This window comes from Nocardioides panacisoli (genome assembly GCF_039537325.1).
Taxonomy (GTDB): Bacteria; Actinomycetota; Actinomycetes; order Propionibacteriales; family Nocardioidaceae; genus Nocardioides; species Nocardioides panacisoli.
The window spans coordinates 61,894-81,801 of record NZ_BAABAH010000003.1; the positions used below are offsets into that span (position 1 = coordinate 61,894).

The following is a 19,908-nucleotide window of genomic DNA, read 5'->3' on the forward strand; positions in this document are numbered from 1 at the left end:
TCGGCCACCGGATGGCGGTGCCGTGACCGGGCACCATGAGGACATGGGTGAGCTCGCGACCTACCGGCGGATGCGGGACTTCCGCCGTAGCCCGGAGCCCGCGGGCACGACGCCCGGCGAGGCGGACGGGGCGCGGCGGTTCGTGGTGCAGCGGCACCGGGCCAGCCACCTGCACTACGACCTGCGGTTCGAGATCGACGGCGTCCTGGTGAGCTGGGCGGTCCCCAAGGGGCCGACGCTCGACCCGAAGGTGCGGCGGATGGCCGTGCACGTCGAGGACCACCCCATCGAGTACATGTCCTTCGAGGGCGTGATCCCGGGCGGGCAGTACGGCGGCGGGGACGTGATCGTGTGGGACACCGGGACGTGGGAGCCGGTGAAGACCGACGACCCGGGGCGCGCGGTGGCCGACGGCGAGCTGCACGCGGAGATGCACGGCGAGAAGCTGCGCGGCCGGCTGGTCCTCGTGCGTCGCGACGACGCCCGGCCCGGCGAGAAGGAGCAGTGGCTGCTCCTGCACAAGAACGACGAGCACGCCGTCCCGGGCTGGGACCCCGAGGAGCACCTGGCGTCCGTCCTCACCGGACGCACGAACGACGACGTGGCCGCCGACCCCGACCGGGTGTGGCGCTCCGGCGCGCCCGCCGGCGAGGCGGAGGAGTCGCTGCTGCCGGAGCCGGTCCCCGACGAGGCGATCGAGGCGTTGGAGGACCTCGGCAAGGAGGGGACCTGGGAGGTCTTCGGCCGCCGGCTCAAGGTGACCAACCTCGACAAGGTCCTCTTCCCGGGGGACCCGCCGGTGACCAAGCGCGAGCTGCTGGCCTACGTCGCACGGGTCGCGCCGGTCTCGCTCCCCTACCTCGAGGGCCGCGCGATCAACCTGCACCGCTATCCCAACGGCGCCGACAAGGCCGGCTTCTGGCACAAGGAGCTCCCCTCCCACGCACCGAGCTGGCTGCCGCGGTGGGACAACCCCGAGGCCGACGCCGGCGAGACGCAGACCTACCTGGTCGTCGACGAGCCCGCCGCCCTGCTGTGGGCCGCCAACTTCGGTGCGCTCGAGTGGCACCCGTGGACGTCGCGGACCACCGCGATGCACGAGCCGACGTACGCCCTGGTCGACCTCGACCCCGGTGAGCGGACGACCTGGGAGGAGCTGCTCGACCTCGCCCGCCTGCACCGGACGGCGATCGAGCACCTCGGGCTCGTCGCGCGGGCCAAGGTCACCGGCAAGCGCGGCATCCAGATCTGGATCCCGGTGCGGCCGGGCTACACCTTCGACGAGACCCGCGCATGGACCGAGAAGCTCTCCCGGACGGTCGGCAAGGTGCTGCCCGACCTGGTCAGCTGGAAGTGGGAGAAGAAGCAGCGAAAGGGCCTCGCCCGGCTGGACTACACCCAGAACGCGATCAACAAGACCCTCGTGGCGCCGTACTCCACCCGGCCGTCCCGTGAAGCGCCGGTCTCGGTCCCGATCGCGTGGCACGAGCTCGACGACCCCGGCCTGCGCCCCGACCGCTGGACGATCCGCACCGTCCTCGACCGCCTGGACGACCGCGGCGACCCCTTCCGCGCGCTCCTCGGCGTCGAGCAGGACCTGCCCGACATCACGTGATCCGGTCGACCGCCGCGGTGCCGAACGCCACGTTGAACCGGTCGCACCAGATCACGACCGACACCAGGCCGGCCAGGTCGGCGTCGGCCGGGACGTCGTAGCGCTGGTCGCCCCGGTTGCCCTTGAGCGCTCCGAGCTCGACGTGCCGGCCGTCGTCGTAGATCCCCCACGAGTCCGAGCAGCCGCCGCAGTCGCCGCCGCTGTCCTGGTCGGTCAGCCAGACGTGGAGGTCGGGTCCGTTGGAGGTGTCCAGGTCCTCGAGCCAGACCTGGAGGCTCCCGTCGGCGTTGCGGACCACGCGAGCAGTGCCGGACGTCCCGTGCTCGCCGCTGACGAACCCGCTCGAGGACAGCTCGGTCCACTCCGCGACCGTGCTGGTGCTCTGGCCGGGCGGGCCGCCGGTGGGCGTCGTCGCATCCGCCGGCACGGCGTCCGGCAGGTCCTCGTCGACGGTGTCGTCGACCCAGAGCAGCCACGGCTCGAAGAGCAGCAGACCGACGACGAGCACGGCGGCGGCGACCACCGCACCCACACCCAGGCCGACCCGGCGCTTGCGTCCCACCCGGGCACCCTAGGTGAGCAGGAGGGCGTCGAGGCGCCGGCGGACGACCATCAGCCCGGCGACGCCCATGGCGACGAGGTAGACCACCGAGACCACCGATCCCCAGCCGACCATCCCGAGGGTGAGCTCGCGGCAGAGGACGACGCCGCGGTAGAGCGGGGTGGCCTCGACGACCCAGCGGACCGGGCCGCTGTAGGTGTCGACCGGGAAGAACGTCGCCGAGAAGAGGAACAGCGGCAGCTGGACCAGGGTGATCTTGTCGAAGTCCTGGAACGTCCTCATCCAGGTGGTCGCCGCCATGCAGACCGCGCTGAACGCGAAGCCGATCAGCAGCACGGCGGGCAGCGCGAGCAGCGCCCACCACGACTCGATGAGGCCCATGGCGAGCATGACCAGCAGGAACGCGGCGGCGTACGTCGACCCGCGCAGCTGGCCCCACGCGATCTCGCCGCGGGCGATGTCGCCGGTCGACAGCGGCGTGGCGAGCATCTGGTCGTAGAGCTTGACGTACTTGAGCTTGAAGAACACGTTGAAGGTGCTGTCGAGCAGGGCGCCGTTGAACGCGGAGGCGGCCAGCATGCCCGGGGCGACGAACGCGGCGTAGGGCACCTCGCGGCCGCCGACGTGGAAGCTGGTGACCAGGGCGCCGACGCCGATGCCGATCGAGAGCAGGTAGAAGACCGGCTCCAGGAAGCCGGTCAGGAACAGCTTCCATGCGTTGCGGTAGACGACGTAGTTGCGCAGCACCAGCAGCCGGGCGGCCTCGAAGCTCCCGAGCGGCCGGACCTCGGTGGTGTCGGGGATGACGGTCGCCGTCACGAGATCATCCGCTTCGTGAGGCCGGTGACCGACCAGCGCCAGCCGAGGACGGCGAGCACGGCGAGGACGCCGACGTTGACGCCGGCCACCCACCAGGTGACGTTGTCGAGAGCGAACATCCGGGAGAGGTTCACGCCGTGCCACAGCGGTGTGCACCGGGCGATCCAGGATCCCACCGAGCCGAGGTTGCTGACCGGGAAGAAAGCGCCGGAGAACAGGAACAGCGGGAACACCCCGAGCCGGAACAGCACGCCGAACCCCTCCTCGGACTTGTTCCTGGTGGTGAAGGCATAGACGAGCGTCGCGAACGCGATGCCGCACAGGACCTGGGAACCGAACGCGAGGATCGGGCCCCACCACGAGGCGTAGACCCCGAAGAACGCCGTGACGATCGTGTAGAGCCCGCACGTCGCCGACAGGTGCAGCACGACCGACATCAGGTGCGCGCCGACGACGTGGCGCGGCTGCAGCGGTGTCGCGAGCATCGACTCGTAGATCCGCTGCCACTTGATCATGCCCATGACCGGGTACGTCGTCTCGGAGACCGCGGTCTGCATGGCGTGGGCCGCGATCAGTCCGGGGATCACGAAGGCGAGGTAGGACGTCGCGCCCTCGAGCTTGTCGGCGTCGGCCTTGACGAAGCCGCCGAGCAGCACGCCCATCGCGATCACGTAGAGGAACGGCGAGAGGAAGGAGGAGGCGACGACCCCCCGCCAGGTGCGGCGCCACAGCGTCGCCCAGTAGTCGGTCTGGCGCAGCACGCCCTCGACGAACGGCAGAGCAGCGGCCATCAGTCCACCAGCGTCCGTCCGGTCAGCCGGAGGAAGACGTCCTCGAGCGTCGATCGGCGTACGAGCGTCGCCAGCGGCTGGAGGCCGCGGTCGTGGGTGCTCGCGACGACCTTCTCGCCGTCCTCGGTGTAGACGAGGAGCCGGTCGGGCAGCACCTCGACCCGCTCCCCCAGGTCGGCGACCCGGTCGGCGTGCGCCTCGTTCTCCCCGACCCCGAACCGCAGCTCGGCGACCTCGCGCGTCGAGTGCTTGCGGATCAGGTCGAGCGGCGCGCCCTCGGCGACGATCACGCCCTTGTCCATGACGACCAGGCGGTCGCAGAGCTGCTCGGCCTCGTCCATGTAGTGGGTGCTCAGCACGAGCGTCACCCCGGACTGCTTGAGCCGGAACAGCTGGTCCCACAGCAGGTGCCGCGCCTGCGGGTCCAGGCCGGTCGTGGGCTCGTCGAGCAGCAGCAGGTCGGGCTTGTTGATCAGCGAGCGGGCGATGGTGAGCCGCCGCTTCATGCCACCCGACAGCTCCTCGACCCGCGACTTCGCCTTCTCGGTGAGCTTCGCGAACTCGAGGAGCTCCCCGACGCGCTCCTTCACCACGGCCTTGGGGAGCCCGAAGTAGCGGCCGTAGATGTAGAGGTTCTCGAAGACGTTGAGCTCCTGGTCGAGGTTGTCCTCCTGGGGACAGACGCCGATCCGGCCGCGGATCGCGGGACCGTCCGCCGTCGGGTCCATCCCGAGGATCCTGAGCTCGCCGTCGCTCACCGGGGAGACGGCGGCGATCATCCGCATCGTCGAGGACTTGCCGGCGCCGTTGGGCCCGAGGAAGCCGAACGCCTCGCCCTTGCGCACGTCGAGATCGATGCCCCGGACCGCCTCGAAGTCCCCGAAGGTCTTGCGCAGTGCTCGCGCACGGATCATCGAATCGGCCACCTGTCGGATGTTATGCGGGCCTGCCGACGTGGTGCGCTCGAATATCGTCGGTGTCGTGCCCGGCTCCGTCGTCCTCGTCGAGGGCGAGAGCGACCGTGCCGCGCTGCTCACCCTCGCGGAACGGCTCGGCCGCGACCTCACCGGGGTGGAGGTCGTCGCCATGGGCGGCATCACCAACCTGCGCCGTCACCTGGCCGACCTCGACGCAGCCGAGCCGCTCCCGGTGCTGCTGCACGACGCCGGCGAAAAGTCGTGGGTGGAGCGGACCCTGCGCAGCCTGCGGCTCGACCTGCCGCGCTATGTGTGCCACGCGGACCTCGAGGACGAGCTGGTCCGCAGCCTGGGCACGTCCCGCGCTCTCGACGTGGTGGCGGCCGCCGGCGACCTCCCCGCGTGGCACATCCTCTGCAACCAGCCCTTCCACCGCGAGCGGCCGGCGGCCGAGGTGCTGCGCCGGTTCTGGGGCACGACGAGCGGGCGCAAGGAGAAGTACGCCGCGCTGCTCGCCGCCGCCCTGGACCCCGATCGCGTGCCGGCTCCGCTCAGCGGCGTCCTGGACGCTGTGCGACCCGGTTGAGCCACCAGTCGAGCACGCCGTCCGCCGGGTCCGCGGCGTAGGCCACGGTCATCAACCGCCCCACCTCCGCCACCTCACCCCGGCGCGCCAGCTCCGCGCCCTCGGCCCAGGCGGCGGCGTCGACCGGCAGCGGCAGGTCGGCGAGCTGGCGCGCGCTGACCTTGACCGACCCCGGCGACAGCCCGGTGCCGAGGTAGCGCGCGGCCGCGTGCGCCACCACCGGCGGCGCGAGGAGGACGGCCAGCAGCCGCCACAGGTCGGCGGGGTCGTGCGGCAGCACGGAGACGACCGGCACCGACGGCAGCCACGCGCCCTGCTCGTCGGCCACCGCCTCGATCACCCTGCCCTGACCGGCGACGAGGATCTTCGGGACCAGCCGCGACCGAGCCCACGCTGCGAGCCGCGGGTCCGCGGCGGCCAGCGCGGCGACGTCGACGACCGGAGCGGCGTACTCCTGGCCCGCGAAGCGGGTCCTCCGTCTCCCCCACTCGCAGGCGCCCGGCTCGATCAGGCCGCTGGTGACGAGCGGTGTGCCCTCGCCGTCCTTCGTGTCATCGTTCTCACCCACGAACGGGACCAGGCCGTAGTACTGGTCCCGGAAGTCCGCGGTGCACGTCGCCAGCTCGCCGAGTCGGCTCAAGCTTGAGCCGACTCGGCGAAGATCGACGGGCGGGATGCCGAAGTACGGCGCGGCGAGCCGGCCCCAGTCGTCAGGACCGGGGCCGCCGGTGGCGCCGAGCCGGACCACGGGGACGCAGGTGCGGACCGGGGTGCCGGCGAACACCGGGCGCTCGGAGACCCACATCTCGGTGACCGCCCCCGCGTCGGCGACCGCCTCCCGGACCCGGGTCGCGTCCCGGGCGGCGAGCACGGAGAGGGGCTGCACGAGCGCGACGGCGCCGCCGGGGCGGACCAGGTCCAGGGCGCGGTGCAGGAAGACGGCACTGGTGTCGGTGTAGGCGCCGAGCCCGTGCGCGCTCGGGCCGGCGGTCGCCGTACGCCGGCGGAGCTGGCCGAGGAACGGCGGGTTGCCGACCACCGCGTCGAACCTCTCGCCCTCCCAGGCCGTCAGCCCGTCGGCGACGCGGACCTGCCGCTCGATGTCGGCGGCGGGGACGGACGGGTCCTCCGCGGCCAGCCGCAGCCGGGCGATCCGCACCGCCTCGGCATCGAGGTCGGAGCCGTGCACCGCGCGGACCCCCAGCCGGCGCGCGGCGGCGACGAGGAAGTGCCCGGTGCCGCACGCCGGGTCGAGGACCCGCGTCGTGCCCGGCTCGAGCGCCCGGTCCAGCACCCAGGCCACCAGGTCGGGTGGCGTGTAGAACGCCCCGCGCGCTCGCCGGCCGTCGCGGTCGTCGGCGGCCAGGCGCTGCTCGTAGGCGTGGGCGAGCTCCTCGGTCCGGCGCCGCTCGTCCACGCTGGCAGGCTAGAGGGCGTGCGACGGTCGCCGAGGCATCGGCGCGACCGCCGCGTGTTATAGTCATCTTGACTACAACTAAGGAGTCCCGAATGAGCCGCACCGGACTGCTGACCGACCACTACGAGCTGACCATGCTCGACTCCTGGGTCAAGGACGGCAGCGTGCACGAGCCGGCGGTGTTCGAGGCGTTCGCGCGGCGCCTGCCCGAGGGCCGCCGGTACGGCGTCCTGGCGGGCCTGGGCCGGCTGCTCCCCCTCGTCGACGACTTCACCTTCGACGACGAGGAGGTCGCGTGGCTCCAGGAGCGCGGCGTGGTCGGCGCGGAGACGGGGGCGTACCTGCGCGACTTCCACTTCGGCGGCGACGTCGACGCCTACCGCGAAGGTGACCTCTACTTCCCCGGCAGCCCGGTGCTGACCGTCAGCGGCACCCTCGGTGAGTGCGTCGTGCTCGAGACGCTGGTGCTGAGCGTCCTCAACCACGACACCGCGATCGCGAGCGCAGCGGCGCGGATGGTCGACGCGGCGCAGGGCCGGCCGCTGATCGAGATGGGCAGCCGCCGCACCCACGAGGAGGCGGCGGTCGCCGCCGCGCGGGCGGCGTACCTCTCCGGCTTCGGGTCCACCAGCAACCTGGCCGCGGGCCGCACCTACGGCGTGCCCACCGTCGGCACCGCCGCCCACGCGTTCACGCTCGCGCACGAGAGCGAGGAGGCGGCGTTCCGCAGCCAGGTCGCGGCACTCGGGGTCGACACCACCCTGCTCGTCGACACCTACGACATCGCCGAGGGCATCCGCACCGCCGTCCGCGTCGCAGGCCCGGGGCTCGGCGCGGTCCGCATCGACTCGGGCGACCTCGCCGAGGAGTCCGTGAAAGCGCGGGAGCTGCTCGACACGCTGGGCGCGACGTCCACGCGGATCGTCGTCACCAGCGACCTCGACGAGTTCGTGATCGCCGCCTTGGCCGACGCGCCGATCGACGGGTACGGCGTCGGCACCCGCGTCGTCACCGGGTCCGGCCACCCGACCGCGAGCATGGTCTACAAGCTGGTCGAGGTGTCAGGCCGGCGGGTCTCGAAGAAGTCCAAGGACAAGGCGTCGGTCGGCGGGCGCAAGCACGCGTTCCGGGAGTACGACGACCGGGGCGTCCTGGTCCGCGAGACGTTCGTGACCGCGGCGGAGCCCACTCCGACCTCTGCGCAGCAGGTCCAGGTGCCGGTCATGCGCGCCGGCCGCACCGTGCACGCGCCGAGCCTCGACGAGGTGCGCGCCTTCACCGCGCAGGCGCTCGGGACACTCCCCCGCGCCGCGCGCACGGTGGCCGCCGGGCCGCCGTACCTCACCGTCACCCCGCACACCGACCCACCGGGAGGAACCATGAGCAACCCCACGAAGGCGCTGTTGATCGTGGACGTGCAGAACGACTTCGTCGAGGGCGGCTCGCTCGGCGTCGACGGCGGCCGGGCGGTCGCGGGTCGGATCAGCGAGCACCTGGCGGCGCACGCGGGCGACTACGCCGTGATCGCGGCGTCCCGCGACTGGCACCACGGCCACGACACGAACGGCGGGCACTTCGCCGAGCCCGGCACCGACCCCGACTACGTCACGACCTGGCCGGTGCACTGCGTGTCCGACGAGACAGGGTCGGACTACGCACCCGAGCTGGTCACCGACGCGATCACCCACCACGTCCGCAAGGGCATGGGCGTCCCGGCCTACTCGGCGTTCGAGGGCGTCACCGACGACGGCGGCACGCTTGCCGACGTGCTGCGTGCCGCCGGCGTCACCGAGGTCGACGTCACCGGCATCGCGACCGACTACTGCGTGCGGGCGACGGCCCTCGACGCCCGCCGGGAGGGGTTCGCCGTACGCCTGCTCGACGGGCTGCACGCCGGCGTCGCCCCGGAGTCCTCGGAGGCGGCGCTCGGCGAGCTGGCGGCCGCGGGGGTGGTCCTGTGAGCGAGCACCCGCCGTTCGCGGTGACCGTCGACATCGCGGTGTTCACGATCCGCGACGGCGCGCTGGCCGTGCTCCTGGTCGAGCGCGGCGAGGACCCGTACGCCGGCTCGTGGGCGCTGCCCGGCGGCTTCGTCGAGCCCGACGAGGACGCCGAGGCAGCGGCCTGGCGCGAGCTGCGCGAGGAGACCGGCGTGCAGCGGTTCCCCGGCCACCTCGAGCAGCTGCGCACCTACTCCGCACCGGACCGCGACCCGCGGATGCGGGTGGTCTCGATCGCGCACGTCGCCCTGGCCCCCGACCTGGCCGACCCGAAGGCAGGCACCGACGCGGCAGACGCCCGCTGGTGGGTGGTCGACGACGTGCTCGATCCCGAGGACGGGGAGGGCCTGGCGCTCGCTTTCGACCACCGGCAGATCCTGCTCGACGCGCGGGAGCGGGTGCGGGCCAAGCTGGAGTACACGACCCTCGCGGCCCAGTTCGTCGCCGAGCCGTTCACGCTGCCCGAGCTGCGCCGGGTCTACGCCGCCGTGTGGGGCACTCCCCCTGACCTCGGGAACTTCCGTCGCAAGGTGCTCGGCACCGATGGGTTCGTCGTACCGACCGACGCGCACGGCTCCGCCACCGGCTCCGGCGGCCGCCGCGCCCTGCTCTACAAGCGCGGCTCCGCCACCACGATCTCGCCGCCGATGGTGCGGGGCTGACGGGCGCGCTGATTTCCCAAGGTATGCAGCGAAACCTGCGCTTCCCAATGGTTGCAGCGCCTGGGAAGCGCGACTTTCCCTACATCCCTTGGGGAACCTGCAGCCGCCCCCGGTCCGCCGCCCGCCTCCGCTTCCCGCTCCACAGGACGCCGGCGAGGCCGGTGCAGATCGGCAGCAGCACGGCCGGTCCGGTGAGCACGACGAGCACCACCGACGCCAGCAGCGACACGAGGGCGGCGGCGCGGGGCCAGCCGCCGGGGAGCAGCTTGACCGCGGCGGCCGTGCCGACGACGTACACCAGAGCGAAGGTGCCGGTGGTGACCAGCAGCGTCGCGTCGGTACGCCGGCCGAGAACAGCGACCACGGCGGTCGTGGCGAGGCCGCCGAGGGCGACGACCGACAGCGCGTGCCGCGGCGTGCGGGAGCCCGCGCGGATGTCGGACGCCAGCCAGGCGGGCATCGTCCCGGTCAGCGACAACGCCGCGCCCAGGCGGGAGGCGCCGGCGAAGTAGGTGTTGATCGCGCCGACGGTCAGCAGCACGGCGACGACGGTGGTCACCGGCCGTGCCCACCCGCCCAGGGCGCCCGCGAGCAGGTCGGCCAGGGGCGCCCGGCTGACGTGGCCGCTGAGCACCGCCACGGTCGTGAAGGCGATGCCGAGGTAGAGCACCGTCACCATGCCGAGCGTCATCGCCGTCGCGCGGCGGATGTCGCGCGCCGGGTCGCGGTACTCAGCGGACAGCGAGCTCACGATCTCCCACCCCGCGAAGGCCCAGACCAGCAGCGCCGCCGCCGATCCGACGCCGGACCAGCCGTGCGGGAGGAACGGTGTCAGGTTGCCGGTGTCCACCCGCGGGAGCGAGACCACGATCGCGACGAGCAGCAGGATCGCGATGACGGCCGCGATGCCGAGCTGGACGCCGGCCGAGACCTGGATGCCCAGCCAGTTCATCACCGCCACGACCACGATCACCCCCGCGGTGACCAGGACCTCGGTGGTCCGGCCGCCGCCGACCGCGTCGGCGACGTACGACGCCGCGAACCCGGCCGCCACCGGCGCCCCGATCGGGATCGCGAGGAAGAACGCCCAGCCGACCAGGGTCGCGGCGTGGTCGCCGAAGGCGAGCCGGGCGTACGTCGCCACGCCGCCCCCGTCCGGGTACTTCGCGCCCAGCGCGGCGAAGGTCGCCGACAGCGGCACCGAGACGACGAGCAGCGCCGCCCACGCCACCAACGACGCCGGCCCCGCGGCGTGCGCCGCCAGCGCCGGCAGCGCGATCACGCCGGTACCGAGGACCCCGGCGAGCGTCAGCGCGGTGCCCTGGAGGACGCCGAGCGTGCCGCGGTGCGCCGGGTCGGGCGTCATCCGAGCGCGGCCGCGCGCGACCGTACGTCGTCCGGCACCTCGCGGTCGGTGTCGGGCGCAGTCACGGGCGGTCCGGCGATCCTGCGCAGCGGGATGTGCCCGGCCCAGACCCCCGTGGCCACGTCCTCGGGCTCGTCCTCCGGGGCGCCGGCGCGCTCCTTCATCGAGGCCTCCCGCAGCGGGACGGCGAGCACCGCCGTAGCCGCGAGCTCCTTGCGGGTCGGGGCCCGCAGCGTGGCGGACCGGCCCGGGATCATGTGGTCGACGATGAGGTCCAGCGCGTGCCCGCGCTCGTCGGCGTCCTCGACCAGCCGGGCACGCCCGATCACCACCGCAGAGCGGTAGTTCATCGAGTGGTTGAAGCCGGAGCGCGCCGCGACCAGCCCGTCCAGCTCGGTGACCGTGACGCACACGTCGGTCTCGAGCGCGGACCGGAGCCAGCCCGCGCCGGTCGAGCCGTGCAGGTAGAGCGTCCCGCCCTCGTCCGGCCCCTCGACGTCGACCGCGAAGGCGACCGGCAGCACCACCGGGTGGGTGACCCCGTCGCGCTGCACCACCGCCCCCAGGTGCGCGATCAGCGCGTCGTCGAGCAGCGCGAGCAGCCGGCGTCGGTCGGCCACGGCGCGCTCGGACTCGCGGGTGCCGGTCGTCCTGGGGGTGGGCGAGAGCTGCTCCATGGGTCTATCGTCGACCACGATTGGCCTTGGGTCACGGGCCACTTCCACGCGATTTCGACAGGACACTTGATGCGCACCCTGCCCGTCCGGCTCGACCGCGACAGCGCCGAGCCGCTCGGCGTACAGCTCTCCGACCAGGTCCGCGGCCTGATCATCGGCGGCACCCTCGAGCGCGACGACCGGCTGCCCAGCACCCGCGCCCTCGCCACCGACCTCGGCGTGGCCCGGTCGGTGACCGAGCAGGCCTACGACCAGCTGCTCGCCGAGGGCTGGCTGACCGCGCGCCAGGGCGCCGGGACGTTCGTGGCCTCCGGCGCCGCCCCGCGTACGACGACCCGAGCCCGGCCGCCGCGGCCGGCCGGACCGGAGCTGGTCGAGCTCGACACCGGCTCACCGTGGATCGACCCGCGGCACGCCGCGGGCTGGCGGCGGGCGTGGCGCGACGTGTCGGTCGCACCGCCGCCGATGGGCTACCCCGACCCGCGCGGCATCCCCGAGCTCCGCGCCGCTGTGGCCGACCGGCTGGCCCGCACCCGCGGCCTCACCGTCGACCCGGACGAGGTGCTGCTCACCGCGGGAACCGCCGACGGGCTCCGGCAGCTGCTCCCCCACCTGCCCGCGGGGCCGGTCGGCATCGAGGACCCGGGCTACCGCGCCGCCGTCGAGTGCGTGCGGACCGCGGGTCGCGAGGTGGTCGACCTGCCCGTGCCCGCCACCCCCGAGATCGCGGGTCTCGCGGCGGCGTACCTCACCCCCGCCCACCAGCACCCGCTCGGCCACGTGCTCCCGGCCGCGGACCGGCTCGCGCTGCTCGAGGCCGCGCGCAGCAGCGGGACGGTGCTGGTCGAGGACGACTACGACTCCGAGTTCCGCTACGACGTCGCACCCATCCCCGCGCTGGCGGCGCTCGACCGGAAGCAGGTCGCCTACCTCGGCACGACGTCGAAGTCGGCCGGCCCCGGGTTGCGCCTCGGCTGGCTGGTACCGCCTCCGGACCTGCTGGCCCCGATGGTGGCGCTGCGCGAGCAGACCTACGACATGCCGTCCTGGCCGGCCCAGCGCGCGCTCCTCACCCTGCTGCGGGAGGGCTGGCTGGACAAGGTGGTCCGCACCGCCCGGCGCGTGTACGCCGACCGCGCGCCCCGCGTCGCGGCCGCGCTCGCCCCGCACGGCACCCCCGCCGCGCCGGCCGCGGGGATGTACTCCACCTGGCTGATGCCCGCCGCCTCGGTCCGCCGGGCCAGGGACGCCGCGCGGGACGCGGGCTTCGACCTCAACTCGCTGGCCGACTACTGCCGCAGCAGCCGCCGGACCGGGATCGTCCTGGGGTTCGGCGGGCTCACCGACACCGAGCTCGACCGCGCGCTCGCCGCGATCGCCGGTGGTCTCGAGCGGGCGTGATCAACCGAGCGGTTGACAACCTCGCAGACCGCTGATCTACTCAACCGCATGGTTGACGACGAGGCCGAGCCGGCCGGGCTCTCGCGGGTGTTCGCCGCGCTCGCCGACCCGACCCGGCGCGACATCGTCGCCCGGCTCGCCACGGGCGACGCCACGGTCGGGGAGCTCGCGGCGCCGTACGACGTCTCGCTCCAGGCGGTGTCCAAGCACATCCAGGTCCTGCAGGAGGCGGGCCTGGTGACCCGCAGCCGGGACGCGCAGCGCCGCCCCGTGCACCTGGAAGCGGAGGCCTTCGACCTGATGACGAAGTGGATCGAGCGTTACCGGCGCGAGGCCGAGGAGCGCTACCGCCGCCTGGACGCGCTGCTCGCGCGCCGGCAGAAGGAGGAGGACGAGGATGCGGACAGTGCCTGAGACCGGGCCCGAGACCACGATCGAGGCGGTCCCCGACCTGCCCGTCGTCCGGCTGGTGCGCGAGTTCGCCGCGCCGCCCGAGCAGGTCTACCGCGCGCACGTCGATCCCGAGCTCGTGAAGCAGTGGATGGGGCCGCGGTCGGTCGACATGGACATCGACGTCTGGGACCTGCGGACCGGCGGCGAGTACCGCTACACCGCGCTGCGCGACGGCAAGGCGATCGCCCACTTCTACGGCTCGGTGCACCGGGTGTGGGAGAACCGGAAGATCGTGCAGACCTTCGGGTTCGAGGAGATGCCCGAGGCCGTCAGCCTGGACACGCTCGAGCTCGAGGACCTCGGCGACGGCCGGACCCGGCTCGTCGCCACCTCGGTGGTCGACTCGATCGAGGCGCGGGACGCGATGCTCGCCAGCGGCATGGAGACCGGTGTGGTCGAGGGGTACGCCGCGCTCGACGAGCTGCTGGAGCGCCTCGCGTGACCCCGGCCGAGCAGCACGCCCAGGACGCCGCCCTCTTCGCGGAGATCGCCGCGTCAGCGTCCGCCTCCGACTGGGACCGGCCCTCCCCCGTCGCCGGGTGGACGGCGCGGGACGTCGTCGCGCACCTGGTCGAGTGGCTGCCCGACTTCCTCGAGCGCGCCGACATCACGCTGCCGCCGGTCTCGATCGGCGACGACCCCGCCGCGGCCTGGGACCAGCGCGCGGCCGACGTGCAGGCCCTGCTGGACGAGCAGAGCGACCGCCGGTTCGAGAGCCCGATGTTCGGGGTCACCACGGTGGGGGCGATCCTCGCGCAGATCTACATCAACGACATCTGGATGCACTCCTGGGACCTCGCGAGGGCGCTGGGCCAGGACATCGACCTCGGCGAGCAGCGCTGCGCCGACGCGCTCGTCGGCATGGAGCCGATGGACGACGTGCTCCGCCAGAGCGGTCAGTTCGGGCCGCGCATTCCTGTCCCGGAGGACGCGCCGGCCCAGGATCGGCTGGTCGGGTTCATCGGCCGGGATCCGGGTTGGCCGGCTCAGGACGCCGCCGCCCGGTAGCGGCTCGGCGGGGCGCCGTACCGGCGCTTGAAGGCGGCGCTCAGCGCGAACGCGTCGGCGTACCCGACCCGTCCGGCGATGGTCGCCAGGGTCAGGTCCGTCCCGGCGAGCAGGTCCGCGGCGAGCGCCAGCCGCCACCGAGTCAGGTGCGCGAGGGGCGGCTCGCCGACCTGCTCGGCGAAGCGGCGCGCGAAGGCAGCCCGTGACAGCCCGGCGGTCTGCGCGAGCGCCTGCACGGTCCACGGCCGGTCCGGGTGCTCGTGCATCGCCCTGAGGGCGCCCCGCACCGCAGGGTCGGTGGGGGCGAGCTCGCCGCCCGGCAGGACGCTGCGGAGCACCGAGACGAGGAGCAGGTCGAGCAGCCGGTCGAGGACGGCGCCCTGGCCCGGCTCGTCGCGGATCACCTCCAACGCGAGCAGGTCCGCGACCGGCAGGTGGAGCCCGGGAAGGACCAGCTCCTGCGGCAGCTGCTCGAGGAGCAGCGCACCGACCGCCGTCTCGCGCTCGTAGGTACCGATCAGCATCACCGTCGCGTCGTCCGCGCGGGAGTTGCCCCAGGTCCGCACGCCGAGCCCCATCGCGTCGTCGAGGAGCACGCCGTGCGGGTCGACGCAGACCTGGCCGGGAAGGATCCGGATCTCTTCCGGGCTGTCGGGCCGGTCGGCGAACGTGTACGGCGCCGGGCCACGCACCACGACGACGTCGCCCTCGCACACCGTCCGTGGGCCGTCGGAGCCCGTGAACGTGGCGCTGCCCCGCGCCACGACGACCACGCTCAGCGCCGCCTCGTCCTCGATCCGGATGGACCAGGTGCCCGCGAACATCGCCTTGAGCAGGAAGGCGTGCTCGGCGCGGGGGCCGTCGAGGAGGGCATCGACAAGGTCCACGACGAGACGATGACACATGTTGTCGAGCGTGCCAAACATTCTGAACGTCTTGGTTCCGGGACAGATTGGAGCCATGGATGAATTCGTTCTCGTGAGTGCCCGGATCCTCAACGGCCTGCTGGCCGGGATCTACGCCGCGTTCCTGCTCGCCGTGATGCCGGCGCTGCACAGCCAGACCGACGAGGTCTTCGCCGAGGTGATGAACCGGATCAACGTGGTGATCGTCAACCCGCCCTTCCTGGTGCTCTTCCTCGGCGCTCCCCTCGCCGCGGCGGTCCTGCTGCGGTGGGACCACGGCGCCCTCGGGATCACCGCGGCCGGGTGCGCGGTCGCGGCGTTGGTCGTCACCTTCGCCGCCAACCTCCCGCTCAACGACGCGCTCGCCGACGGCGTGTCCCGCTCCGACTTCGAGGTGCCGTGGATCGTGTGGCACTGCCTGCGCACGGCGACCGCCGTCGCGGCCTTCGGCCTGCTCTGCCGGACCCCGGCTCAGGGCTGAGCGAACCCCGGACGCGGCTGGTCGAGGAGCCACCGGTGGCCGAACGGATCCCGGACGACAGCGACCCGGCCCGCGGGCGGGCTGTCCTCCGGGCCCCGGTCGAGCACGGCACCCGCGCCGACCGCGCGGGCGACGAGCGCGTCGACGTCGGACACGGTGAGGTGCAGCGTCACCGCTGCCCCACGCCCGGGTGCCGGCGCCTCGACGTGCAGGTCGGGGAACTCGTCGGCCATCATCCAGCGACCCCCGTCGACGGCGAGCTCGACGTGACCGACGCGGCCGTCGGGCATCACGATCGGCTCATGGACCACCTCGGCCCCCAGCGCCTCCTGGTACCAGTCGATCGCGCGGCGCGCGTCGGCCACCGCGAGGTAGGGCGTGAGCTCGCTCGTCATCCTGCGATCGTAGGTCGGGCCGGTGTCCGTGGTCGGTCCTAGGCTGCCCGCCATGGCATACGACGAAGCGCTCGCGGCGCGGATCCGCGGGCTGATCGGCGACCAGCCGATGCTCACCGAGCAGAAGATGTTCGGCGGTCTTGCCTTCCTCATCGGCGGCACCATGGCCGTCGCCGCCAGCGGCCGCGGCGGGATCATGGTCCGTGTCGACCCGACCGAGGGCGACGAGCTGATCGCCACCACCCCCGCGGAGCCGATGGAGATGCGCAGCCGGGCGATGTCGGGCTGGCTGCGCGTAGCCGACGAGCACGTGACCTCCGACGACGACCTCGCGGAGTGGGTGCGCCGCGGCGCGGCGTACGCCGGCTCGTTGCGGGCGAAGTAGCGCGGCGGAGCCGGAGGAGCCGCAGGTGCAGTGGGTCGGGCTGGTGCGGAACGTGATGCTCGGTCGGCAAGGGCTGAGCAGGGCTGTGCTGCTTGAGGCGGTGGGTGACGCCGGAGGTCGCGAGCCTCGCTCCTACCTCACGACCGGCAACATCAGCTTCGTCGCGCCTCCGGGCGACCTCGACGACGTGGTCGAGCGCATCGAGGCCGGTGTCGCGGCCGCCCTCGGCCGCGCGGAACTGGTGGCGGTGCGGTCGCTCGACGCTCTGCGCGACCTGGTCGCGGTGGACAGGTTCGCCGCCTTCGCCGGGGAGGACTGGGAGACCGAGGTGTCGTTCCTGCGCCACGACGCGCCACCCCTGGACGAGCGACGGATCGCGTACCCGCGCCAGACCGTGATCGTCGACGTACGCCCTCACGAGGTGCTGGCCGCCCGCCCGCGCTCGGGCGGCGCGCGGCCGCACGTGAACCGCCTCCTCGAGGAGGCGACCGGCTGCCCGGCGACCGCGCGGGGCTGGTCGACGCTCCGTCGCGTCGTCGCCGCCCTCGACGGCTGAACCCGAGGGCGCTCCCGGATCAGCCGGCCGCGTCGGCGTCGTCGACGTCGTCGACGTCGTCGGCGTCGTCGGCGTAGGAGCTCCGCTCGACGACCGTGCCGTCCTCGTTCCGGACGATGTGGTCGGTCCCGGCGTCCTTGGCCAACCGCCGGCCCTCGGCGATGGCCTCGTCCTGCGTCTCGAAGAGGAAGTGGCTGGGCCCCTCGCCCACGACCACGTTCGTCCACTGGTCGTCCTCGCGGACGGTCTCGATGTCACCGTTGGGCATGCGCGGTCCTTCCCCTGGGAGTCGCCGGCCCGTGGAGCCCGGGCCGTCGGGGCAGAGATACCCGCCTCCCTCGTCGTCATGCTTTGTGTCGGACCCTGCTCAGAGACTGGTCGCATGAACTCGGAGCAGGTCCTCGACCTCGACGCCGCGGGCACGTTGGCCGCCGCGGAGGCCGGCGTGGCCGCCCAGCGGCGCGAGGAGATCGCCGACCTGCTCCGGGTCCTGCACTGGGCCGACCTGCACGCCGAGGACCCCCAGTCGCTGCCGGGAGCCGTGCCGGTGGTCCATGGCGGGGACAAGCTGATCCGCCCGGGCGGGGACGGCACGCCGGCGGTCGGGGAGCTGTGCTGGGCCGAGCTGGCGATCGCGCGGGGCTGTGGGGTGGTCGCGATGGAGAACTTCGCCGCGGACGCCCTCGACCTGCGCCACCGGCTCCCGCTGCTCTACCAAGCGGTCCTCGACGGGGTGCTGGCGCTGTGGGTGGCCCGCAAGGTCGCCTCGATGTCCCGCAAGCTCACCGCCGAGCAGGCCCGGCTGGTCGACGCCGGGGTCGCCGCGGCGGTCGACCAGGCGCCGGGCCGGATCCTCATGATCGCCGAGGCCAAGGTCATCGAGGCCGACCTCGACGCCCACCGCGCCCGCCTTGCGGAGGACGCCGCGAAGGTCGGCGTCACCATCTCCCAGCCCCGACCCGGTGGGGTCGTCGATGAGGTCGACGGCGAGCCCTGCACTCGTCGGGTCACGTTGAAGCTCCCTGCCGGCGCGGCGCTGGACTTCGACGCCACCGTCGATGAGATCGCCGACGCGCTGGTCGACCAGATCACCGCCCAGACCGGCGACTGCACCCTGACCCGGGGTGAGGTTGAGGCCAAGGCGGTGGAGCTGTTGTCCAACCCGCACGCCGCGGCCGCGTTCCTCGACCAGGTCAACGACCCCGCCCCCGTCTCCCCCGAGGGCGAGGACGTCCCGGCTCCGCTGCCGGCGCCGAAGAAGAAGCGGCCCGCCACCATCTACCTCCACCTCACCGACCTGGTGCTGTGCGGCGCGGTGCACGGCCTCGCCCGGGTCGAGGGCATGGGCCCGATGCTGCTCGAGCAGCTGCAGGAGCTGCTCCAGAACCGGGAGGTCGCCGTCCAGCCGGTCATCGACCTCAACCAGGGTCACAGCGTCAACGGCTACGAGCACCCCACCCTGGTCAAGCACCGGACGGTGCTGCGGATGCTCGGCGACGTCTTCCCCCACTCCACCAACGCCGGCTACCGGCGCCTGGACCACGACCACGCCACCGCCTACGACCCGAACGGGCCGCCCGGGCAGACCGGGGACCACAACGACGCACCCCTGACGAGGAAGCACCACCGCGCCAAGACTCACGCCGGCTACCAGCTGCGCCAGCTCGGCCTCGGCGCCTACCGCTGGGTCACCCCCCACGGCCTGGGCCGCCTGGTCACCACCACCGGCACCAAGAAGTTCGATCCCATCACCGGCGCCAACGGATCCGTCGGCGAGATCTACTACACCGACAGGTTCGCTGGCTGATCAGGCGCGAGCTCGCACCACATCCGGACGTGCAGACCGAAGTCGCCCTCGATCCACTCCTCACCGACCTGCCGGAACCCGGCGCGCTCGTAGAGCGTGCGGGCGGGAGTGCGGGCGTTGCACCAGACCAGGTCGCCGCCGGCCGCGCGCACGTGCGCCAGCGCCGCGTCCAGCACGGCGCTGCCGACACCGGAGCCCCGCCACCCGATCGCCGTCGCCATCCCGCGGATCCGCCACGAGCCCGCAGCCCGGCCCGGGAGGTCCGGGCACGGGTCCGGGAACAACACGACGCAGCCGACGATCTCGCCGCCGTCCCGGGCGGCGTACGCGGCCGCCTCCGGGTGGTCGTCACCGGGCACCCGCGCCGACTCCGGCGGTCCACCCGGCCGCAGCACCTTCGCGCGCAGGGCCAGGGTGTCGGCGATCGGCACGCGCCCCACGGCGAAGGCGGCACCGCTCACGCCGGCTGGACCCAGCTCGGGCCGGTGCCGCCGACCCGTTCGGCCAGGCGCTCGCCGACGTACGCCGCGTTCGCCTGGTGCACCTCCAGCGGCACGACGGGGAGGTTCTCCTCCCAGTCGAGAAGCGGCGAGCCCCGGAGCTGCAGGGCGCGTCGCGGCCTGCCCAGGAACATCAGGTGCAGGTGCGCTCCCCCGTCGCCGAACCGCAACAGCTGGGCCCGGGCGACGCTCGGGAGCGCCTCCATCGCCGCGGCGATCTCCACCACGAGTCGGCCCATCTCGGTCGCGAGGTCGGACGGCACGCTGGCGAGGTCGCAATGCGTGAGCGGCTCGAGGATCAGGTACGCCGGCACCCGCGTCTCCCGGGCCACGATCAGCCGCCACCGCTCGTTGCGCCACGCCGTGCCGGCGACCGGCTGCTGCGCGCCCGGATCGGTGCACCAGCAGTCCTCCGCGGCCTCCCCGCGCCGTGGGGGCTCCTCGTCGGCCAGGGGCTGCAGGGGCTTGATCCGCAGCGAGTCGATCTCGTAGGGGTAGATGTCCCAGCCGGGCATCTCCTCGACCGCGACGGGCAACCGCCCGTCCTCGCCGGCCGCCGCGACGATCCGCGCGTAGTACTCCTCCGGCGTCTCCAGGGCCATGCC

Annotated in this window: 24 protein-coding genes; 12 read left to right on the forward strand and 12 right to left on the reverse strand. The window is 73.3% G+C overall.

What is annotated here, in order from left to right:
- Positions 1–43 precede the first annotated feature (43 nt).
- Positions 44–1,615, forward strand: coding sequence for a non-homologous end-joining DNA ligase LigD (locus ABD709_RS05660; RefSeq protein ID WP_344773189.1), 1,572 nt, complete (start codon positions 44–46; stop codon positions 1,613–1,615).
- Here the strand turns inward: ABD709_RS05660 and ABD709_RS05665 are convergent.
- Genes ABD709_RS05665 through ABD709_RS05680 form a run of 4 tightly spaced genes read right to left on the reverse strand, consistent with a single transcriptional unit; the run spans position 1,608 to position 4,713 of the window.
- Entirely contained in the window at positions 1,608–2,177 is a 570-nt protein-coding gene (locus ABD709_RS05665; protein WP_344773191.1) for a DM13 domain-containing protein, read from the reverse strand. The two genes, ABD709_RS05660 and ABD709_RS05665, sit on opposite strands and share 8 nt — an antisense overlap.
- A 9-nt stretch (positions 2,178–2,186) precedes the next feature.
- The gene (locus ABD709_RS05670) at positions 2,187–2,996 is read right to left on the reverse strand and encodes an ABC transporter permease (RefSeq protein WP_344773193.1); all 810 of its coding nucleotides are present in this window, start codon (positions 2,994–2,996) and stop codon (positions 2,187–2,189) included.
- Positions 2,993–3,787 (reverse strand): ABC transporter permease, encoded by a 795-nt coding sequence (locus tag ABD709_RS05675; RefSeq protein WP_344773195.1) that lies wholly within the window; start codon positions 3,785–3,787, stop codon positions 2,993–2,995. The genes ABD709_RS05670 and ABD709_RS05675 overlap by 4 nt, the downstream gene beginning before the upstream one ends.
- Positions 3,787–4,713, reverse strand: a complete 927-nt coding sequence (locus ABD709_RS05680; protein ID WP_425575047.1) for an ABC transporter ATP-binding protein — start codon at positions 4,711–4,713, stop codon at positions 3,787–3,789. The genes ABD709_RS05675 and ABD709_RS05680 overlap by 1 nt, the downstream gene beginning before the upstream one ends.
- Before the next feature lie 55 nt (positions 4,714–4,768).
- On the opposite strand from ABD709_RS05680, the gene ABD709_RS05685 reads away from it, so the two are divergent.
- Entirely contained in the window at positions 4,769–5,290 is a 522-nt protein-coding gene (locus ABD709_RS05685; RefSeq protein ID WP_344773197.1) for a TOPRIM nucleotidyl transferase/hydrolase domain-containing protein, read from the forward strand.
- Here ABD709_RS05685 and ABD709_RS05690 read toward each other — a convergent pair.
- Entirely contained in the window at positions 5,256–6,707 is a 1,452-nt protein-coding gene (locus ABD709_RS05690; protein ID WP_344773199.1) for an HsdM family class I SAM-dependent methyltransferase, read from the reverse strand. The two genes, ABD709_RS05685 and ABD709_RS05690, sit on opposite strands and share 35 nt — an antisense overlap.
- On the opposite strand from ABD709_RS05690, the gene ABD709_RS05695 reads away from it, so the two are divergent.
- Both ABD709_RS05695 and ABD709_RS05700 read left to right on the forward strand, forming a co-directional pair.
- Positions 6,602–8,668, forward strand: coding sequence for a nicotinate phosphoribosyltransferase (locus tag ABD709_RS05695; protein ID WP_344773201.1), 2,067 nt, complete (start codon positions 6,602–6,604; stop codon positions 8,666–8,668). The genes ABD709_RS05690 and ABD709_RS05695 overlap by 106 nt on opposite strands.
- Positions 8,665–9,369: an NUDIX hydrolase gene (locus ABD709_RS05700; protein ID WP_344773203.1), complete on the forward strand. Its 705-nt coding sequence runs from the start codon at positions 8,665–8,667 to the stop codon at positions 9,367–9,369. The genes ABD709_RS05695 and ABD709_RS05700 overlap by 4 nt, the downstream gene beginning before the upstream one ends.
- Positions 9,370–9,448: 79 nt before the next feature.
- On the opposite strand, the gene ABD709_RS05705 is transcribed toward ABD709_RS05700, so the two are convergent.
- Together ABD709_RS05705 and ABD709_RS05710 are read right to left on the reverse strand one after the other, a co-directional pair.
- Positions 9,449–10,735, reverse strand: coding sequence for an APC family permease (locus ABD709_RS05705; RefSeq protein WP_344773205.1), 1,287 nt, complete (start codon positions 10,733–10,735; stop codon positions 9,449–9,451).
- The gene (locus ABD709_RS05710; protein ID WP_344773207.1) at positions 10,732–11,412 is read right to left on the reverse strand and encodes a pyridoxamine 5'-phosphate oxidase family protein; all 681 of its coding nucleotides are present in this window, start codon (positions 11,410–11,412) and stop codon (positions 10,732–10,734) included. Before ABD709_RS05710 ends, ABD709_RS05705 begins: the two co-directional genes overlap by 4 nt.
- 69 nt (positions 11,413–11,481) lie before the next feature.
- Here ABD709_RS05710 and pdxR point away from each other — a divergent pair, with 69 nt between their 5' ends.
- From pdxR to ABD709_RS05730, 4 genes are read left to right on the forward strand one after another with little or no spacing between them, the layout of a single operon-like run.
- On the forward strand, positions 11,482–12,813 hold the full coding sequence (pdxR, locus tag ABD709_RS05715; RefSeq protein ID WP_344773209.1) for a MocR-like pyridoxine biosynthesis transcription factor PdxR: 1,332 nt from the start codon (positions 11,482–11,484) through the stop codon (positions 12,811–12,813).
- Positions 12,814–12,861: 48 nt separating this feature from the next.
- Positions 12,862–13,227, forward strand: a complete 366-nt coding sequence (locus tag ABD709_RS05720) for an ArsR/SmtB family transcription factor (RefSeq protein ID WP_344773211.1) — start codon at positions 12,862–12,864, stop codon at positions 13,225–13,227.
- Positions 13,211–13,708 carry an SRPBCC family protein gene (locus ABD709_RS05725; protein ID WP_344773213.1) on the forward strand — a complete coding sequence of 166 codons (498 nt, stop codon included), beginning with the start codon at positions 13,211–13,213 and terminating at the stop codon, positions 13,706–13,708. Before ABD709_RS05720 ends, ABD709_RS05725 begins: the two co-directional genes overlap by 17 nt.
- Positions 13,705–14,274 carry a TIGR03086 family metal-binding protein gene (locus ABD709_RS05730; protein WP_344773215.1) on the forward strand — a complete coding sequence of 190 codons (570 nt, stop codon included), beginning with the start codon at positions 13,705–13,707 and terminating at the stop codon, positions 14,272–14,274. Before ABD709_RS05725 ends, ABD709_RS05730 begins: the two co-directional genes overlap by 4 nt.
- Here the strand turns inward: ABD709_RS05730 and ABD709_RS05735 are convergent.
- Entirely contained in the window at positions 14,253–15,161 is a 909-nt protein-coding gene (locus tag ABD709_RS05735; RefSeq protein ID WP_344773217.1) for an AraC family transcriptional regulator, read from the reverse strand. The two genes, ABD709_RS05730 and ABD709_RS05735, sit on opposite strands and share 22 nt — an antisense overlap.
- 73 nt (positions 15,162–15,234) lie before the next feature.
- Between ABD709_RS05735 and ABD709_RS05740 the strand changes: the two genes are divergently transcribed.
- Positions 15,235–15,660 carry an anthrone oxygenase family protein gene (locus ABD709_RS05740; RefSeq protein ID WP_344773219.1) on the forward strand — a complete coding sequence of 142 codons (426 nt, stop codon included), beginning with the start codon at positions 15,235–15,237 and terminating at the stop codon, positions 15,658–15,660.
- On the opposite strand, the gene ABD709_RS05745 is transcribed toward ABD709_RS05740, so the two are convergent.
- Positions 15,651–16,055, reverse strand: a complete 405-nt coding sequence (locus ABD709_RS05745; RefSeq protein WP_344773221.1) for a VOC family protein — start codon at positions 16,053–16,055, stop codon at positions 15,651–15,653. The two genes, ABD709_RS05740 and ABD709_RS05745, sit on opposite strands and share 10 nt — an antisense overlap.
- A gap of 52 nt (positions 16,056–16,107) precedes the next feature.
- On the opposite strand from ABD709_RS05745, the gene ABD709_RS05750 reads away from it, so the two are divergent.
- Both ABD709_RS05750 and ABD709_RS05755 read left to right on the forward strand, forming a co-directional pair.
- On the forward strand, positions 16,108–16,440 hold the full coding sequence (locus tag ABD709_RS05750) for a TfoX/Sxy family protein (RefSeq protein ID WP_344773223.1): 333 nt from the start codon (positions 16,108–16,110) through the stop codon (positions 16,438–16,440).
- Between the two features lie 25 nt (positions 16,441–16,465).
- Positions 16,466–16,996 carry a DUF1697 domain-containing protein gene (locus ABD709_RS05755; RefSeq protein ID WP_344773226.1) on the forward strand — a complete coding sequence of 177 codons (531 nt, stop codon included), beginning with the start codon at positions 16,466–16,468 and terminating at the stop codon, positions 16,994–16,996.
- Between the two features lie 19 nt (positions 16,997–17,015).
- Here ABD709_RS05755 and ABD709_RS05760 read toward each other — a convergent pair whose 3' ends face one another.
- Positions 17,016–17,264: a DUF2188 domain-containing protein gene (locus tag ABD709_RS05760; RefSeq protein ID WP_344773228.1), complete on the reverse strand. Its 249-nt coding sequence runs from the start codon at positions 17,262–17,264 to the stop codon at positions 17,016–17,018.
- A gap of 114 nt (positions 17,265–17,378) precedes the next feature.
- Between ABD709_RS05760 and ABD709_RS05765 the strand changes: the two genes are divergently transcribed.
- Positions 17,379–18,803 carry a 13E12 repeat family protein gene (locus ABD709_RS05765; protein ID WP_344773230.1) on the forward strand — a complete coding sequence of 475 codons (1,425 nt, stop codon included), beginning with the start codon at positions 17,379–17,381 and terminating at the stop codon, positions 18,801–18,803.
- On the opposite strand, the gene ABD709_RS05770 is transcribed toward ABD709_RS05765, so the two are convergent.
- Entirely contained in the window at positions 18,779–19,264 is a 486-nt protein-coding gene (locus tag ABD709_RS05770; RefSeq protein ID WP_344773232.1) for a GNAT family N-acetyltransferase, read from the reverse strand. The genes ABD709_RS05765 and ABD709_RS05770 overlap by 25 nt on opposite strands.
- On the reverse strand, positions 19,261–19,905 hold the full coding sequence (locus tag ABD709_RS05775; protein ID WP_344773234.1) for a hypothetical protein: 645 nt from the start codon (positions 19,903–19,905) through the stop codon (positions 19,261–19,263). The genes ABD709_RS05770 and ABD709_RS05775 overlap by 4 nt, the downstream gene beginning before the upstream one ends.
- Between the last annotated feature and the right edge of the window lie 3 nt (positions 19,906–19,908).

Excerpts from the sequence above, each read along its gene's own strand:
- ABD709_RS05660 (WP_344773189.1), top strand. The coding sequence starts at position 44 with ATGGGTGAGCTCGCGACCTACCGGCGGATGCGGGACTTCCGCCGTAGC.
- ABD709_RS05675 (WP_344773195.1), bottom strand. The coding sequence starts at position 3,787 with ATGGCCGCTGCTCTGCCGTTCGTCGAGGGCGTGCTGCGCCAGACCGAC.
- ABD709_RS05705 (WP_344773205.1), bottom strand. The coding sequence starts at position 10,735 with ATGACGCCCGACCCGGCGCACCGCGGCACGCTCGGCGTCCTCCAGGGC.
- ABD709_RS05710 (WP_344773207.1), bottom strand. The coding sequence starts at position 11,412 with ATGGAGCAGCTCTCGCCCACCCCCAGGACGACCGGCACCCGCGAGTCC.
- pdxR (WP_344773209.1), top strand. The coding sequence starts at position 11,482 with ATGCGCACCCTGCCCGTCCGGCTCGACCGCGACAGCGCCGAGCCGCTC.
- ABD709_RS05720 (WP_344773211.1), top strand. The coding sequence starts at position 12,862 with ATGGTTGACGACGAGGCCGAGCCGGCCGGGCTCTCGCGGGTGTTCGCC.
- ABD709_RS05725 (WP_344773213.1), top strand. The coding sequence starts at position 13,211 with ATGCGGACAGTGCCTGAGACCGGGCCCGAGACCACGATCGAGGCGGTC.
- ABD709_RS05740 (WP_344773219.1), top strand. The coding sequence starts at position 15,235 with ATGGATGAATTCGTTCTCGTGAGTGCCCGGATCCTCAACGGCCTGCTG.
- ABD709_RS05745 (WP_344773221.1), bottom strand. The coding sequence starts at position 16,055 with ATGACGAGCGAGCTCACGCCCTACCTCGCGGTGGCCGACGCGCGCCGC.
- ABD709_RS05750 (WP_344773223.1), top strand. The coding sequence starts at position 16,108 with ATGGCATACGACGAAGCGCTCGCGGCGCGGATCCGCGGGCTGATCGGC.
- ABD709_RS05760 (WP_344773228.1), bottom strand. The coding sequence starts at position 17,264 with ATGCCCAACGGTGACATCGAGACCGTCCGCGAGGACGACCAGTGGACG.
- ABD709_RS05765 (WP_344773230.1), top strand. The coding sequence starts at position 17,379 with ATGAACTCGGAGCAGGTCCTCGACCTCGACGCCGCGGGCACGTTGGCC.
- ABD709_RS05775 (WP_344773234.1), bottom strand. The coding sequence starts at position 19,905 with ATGGCCCTGGAGACGCCGGAGGAGTACTACGCGCGGATCGTCGCGGCG.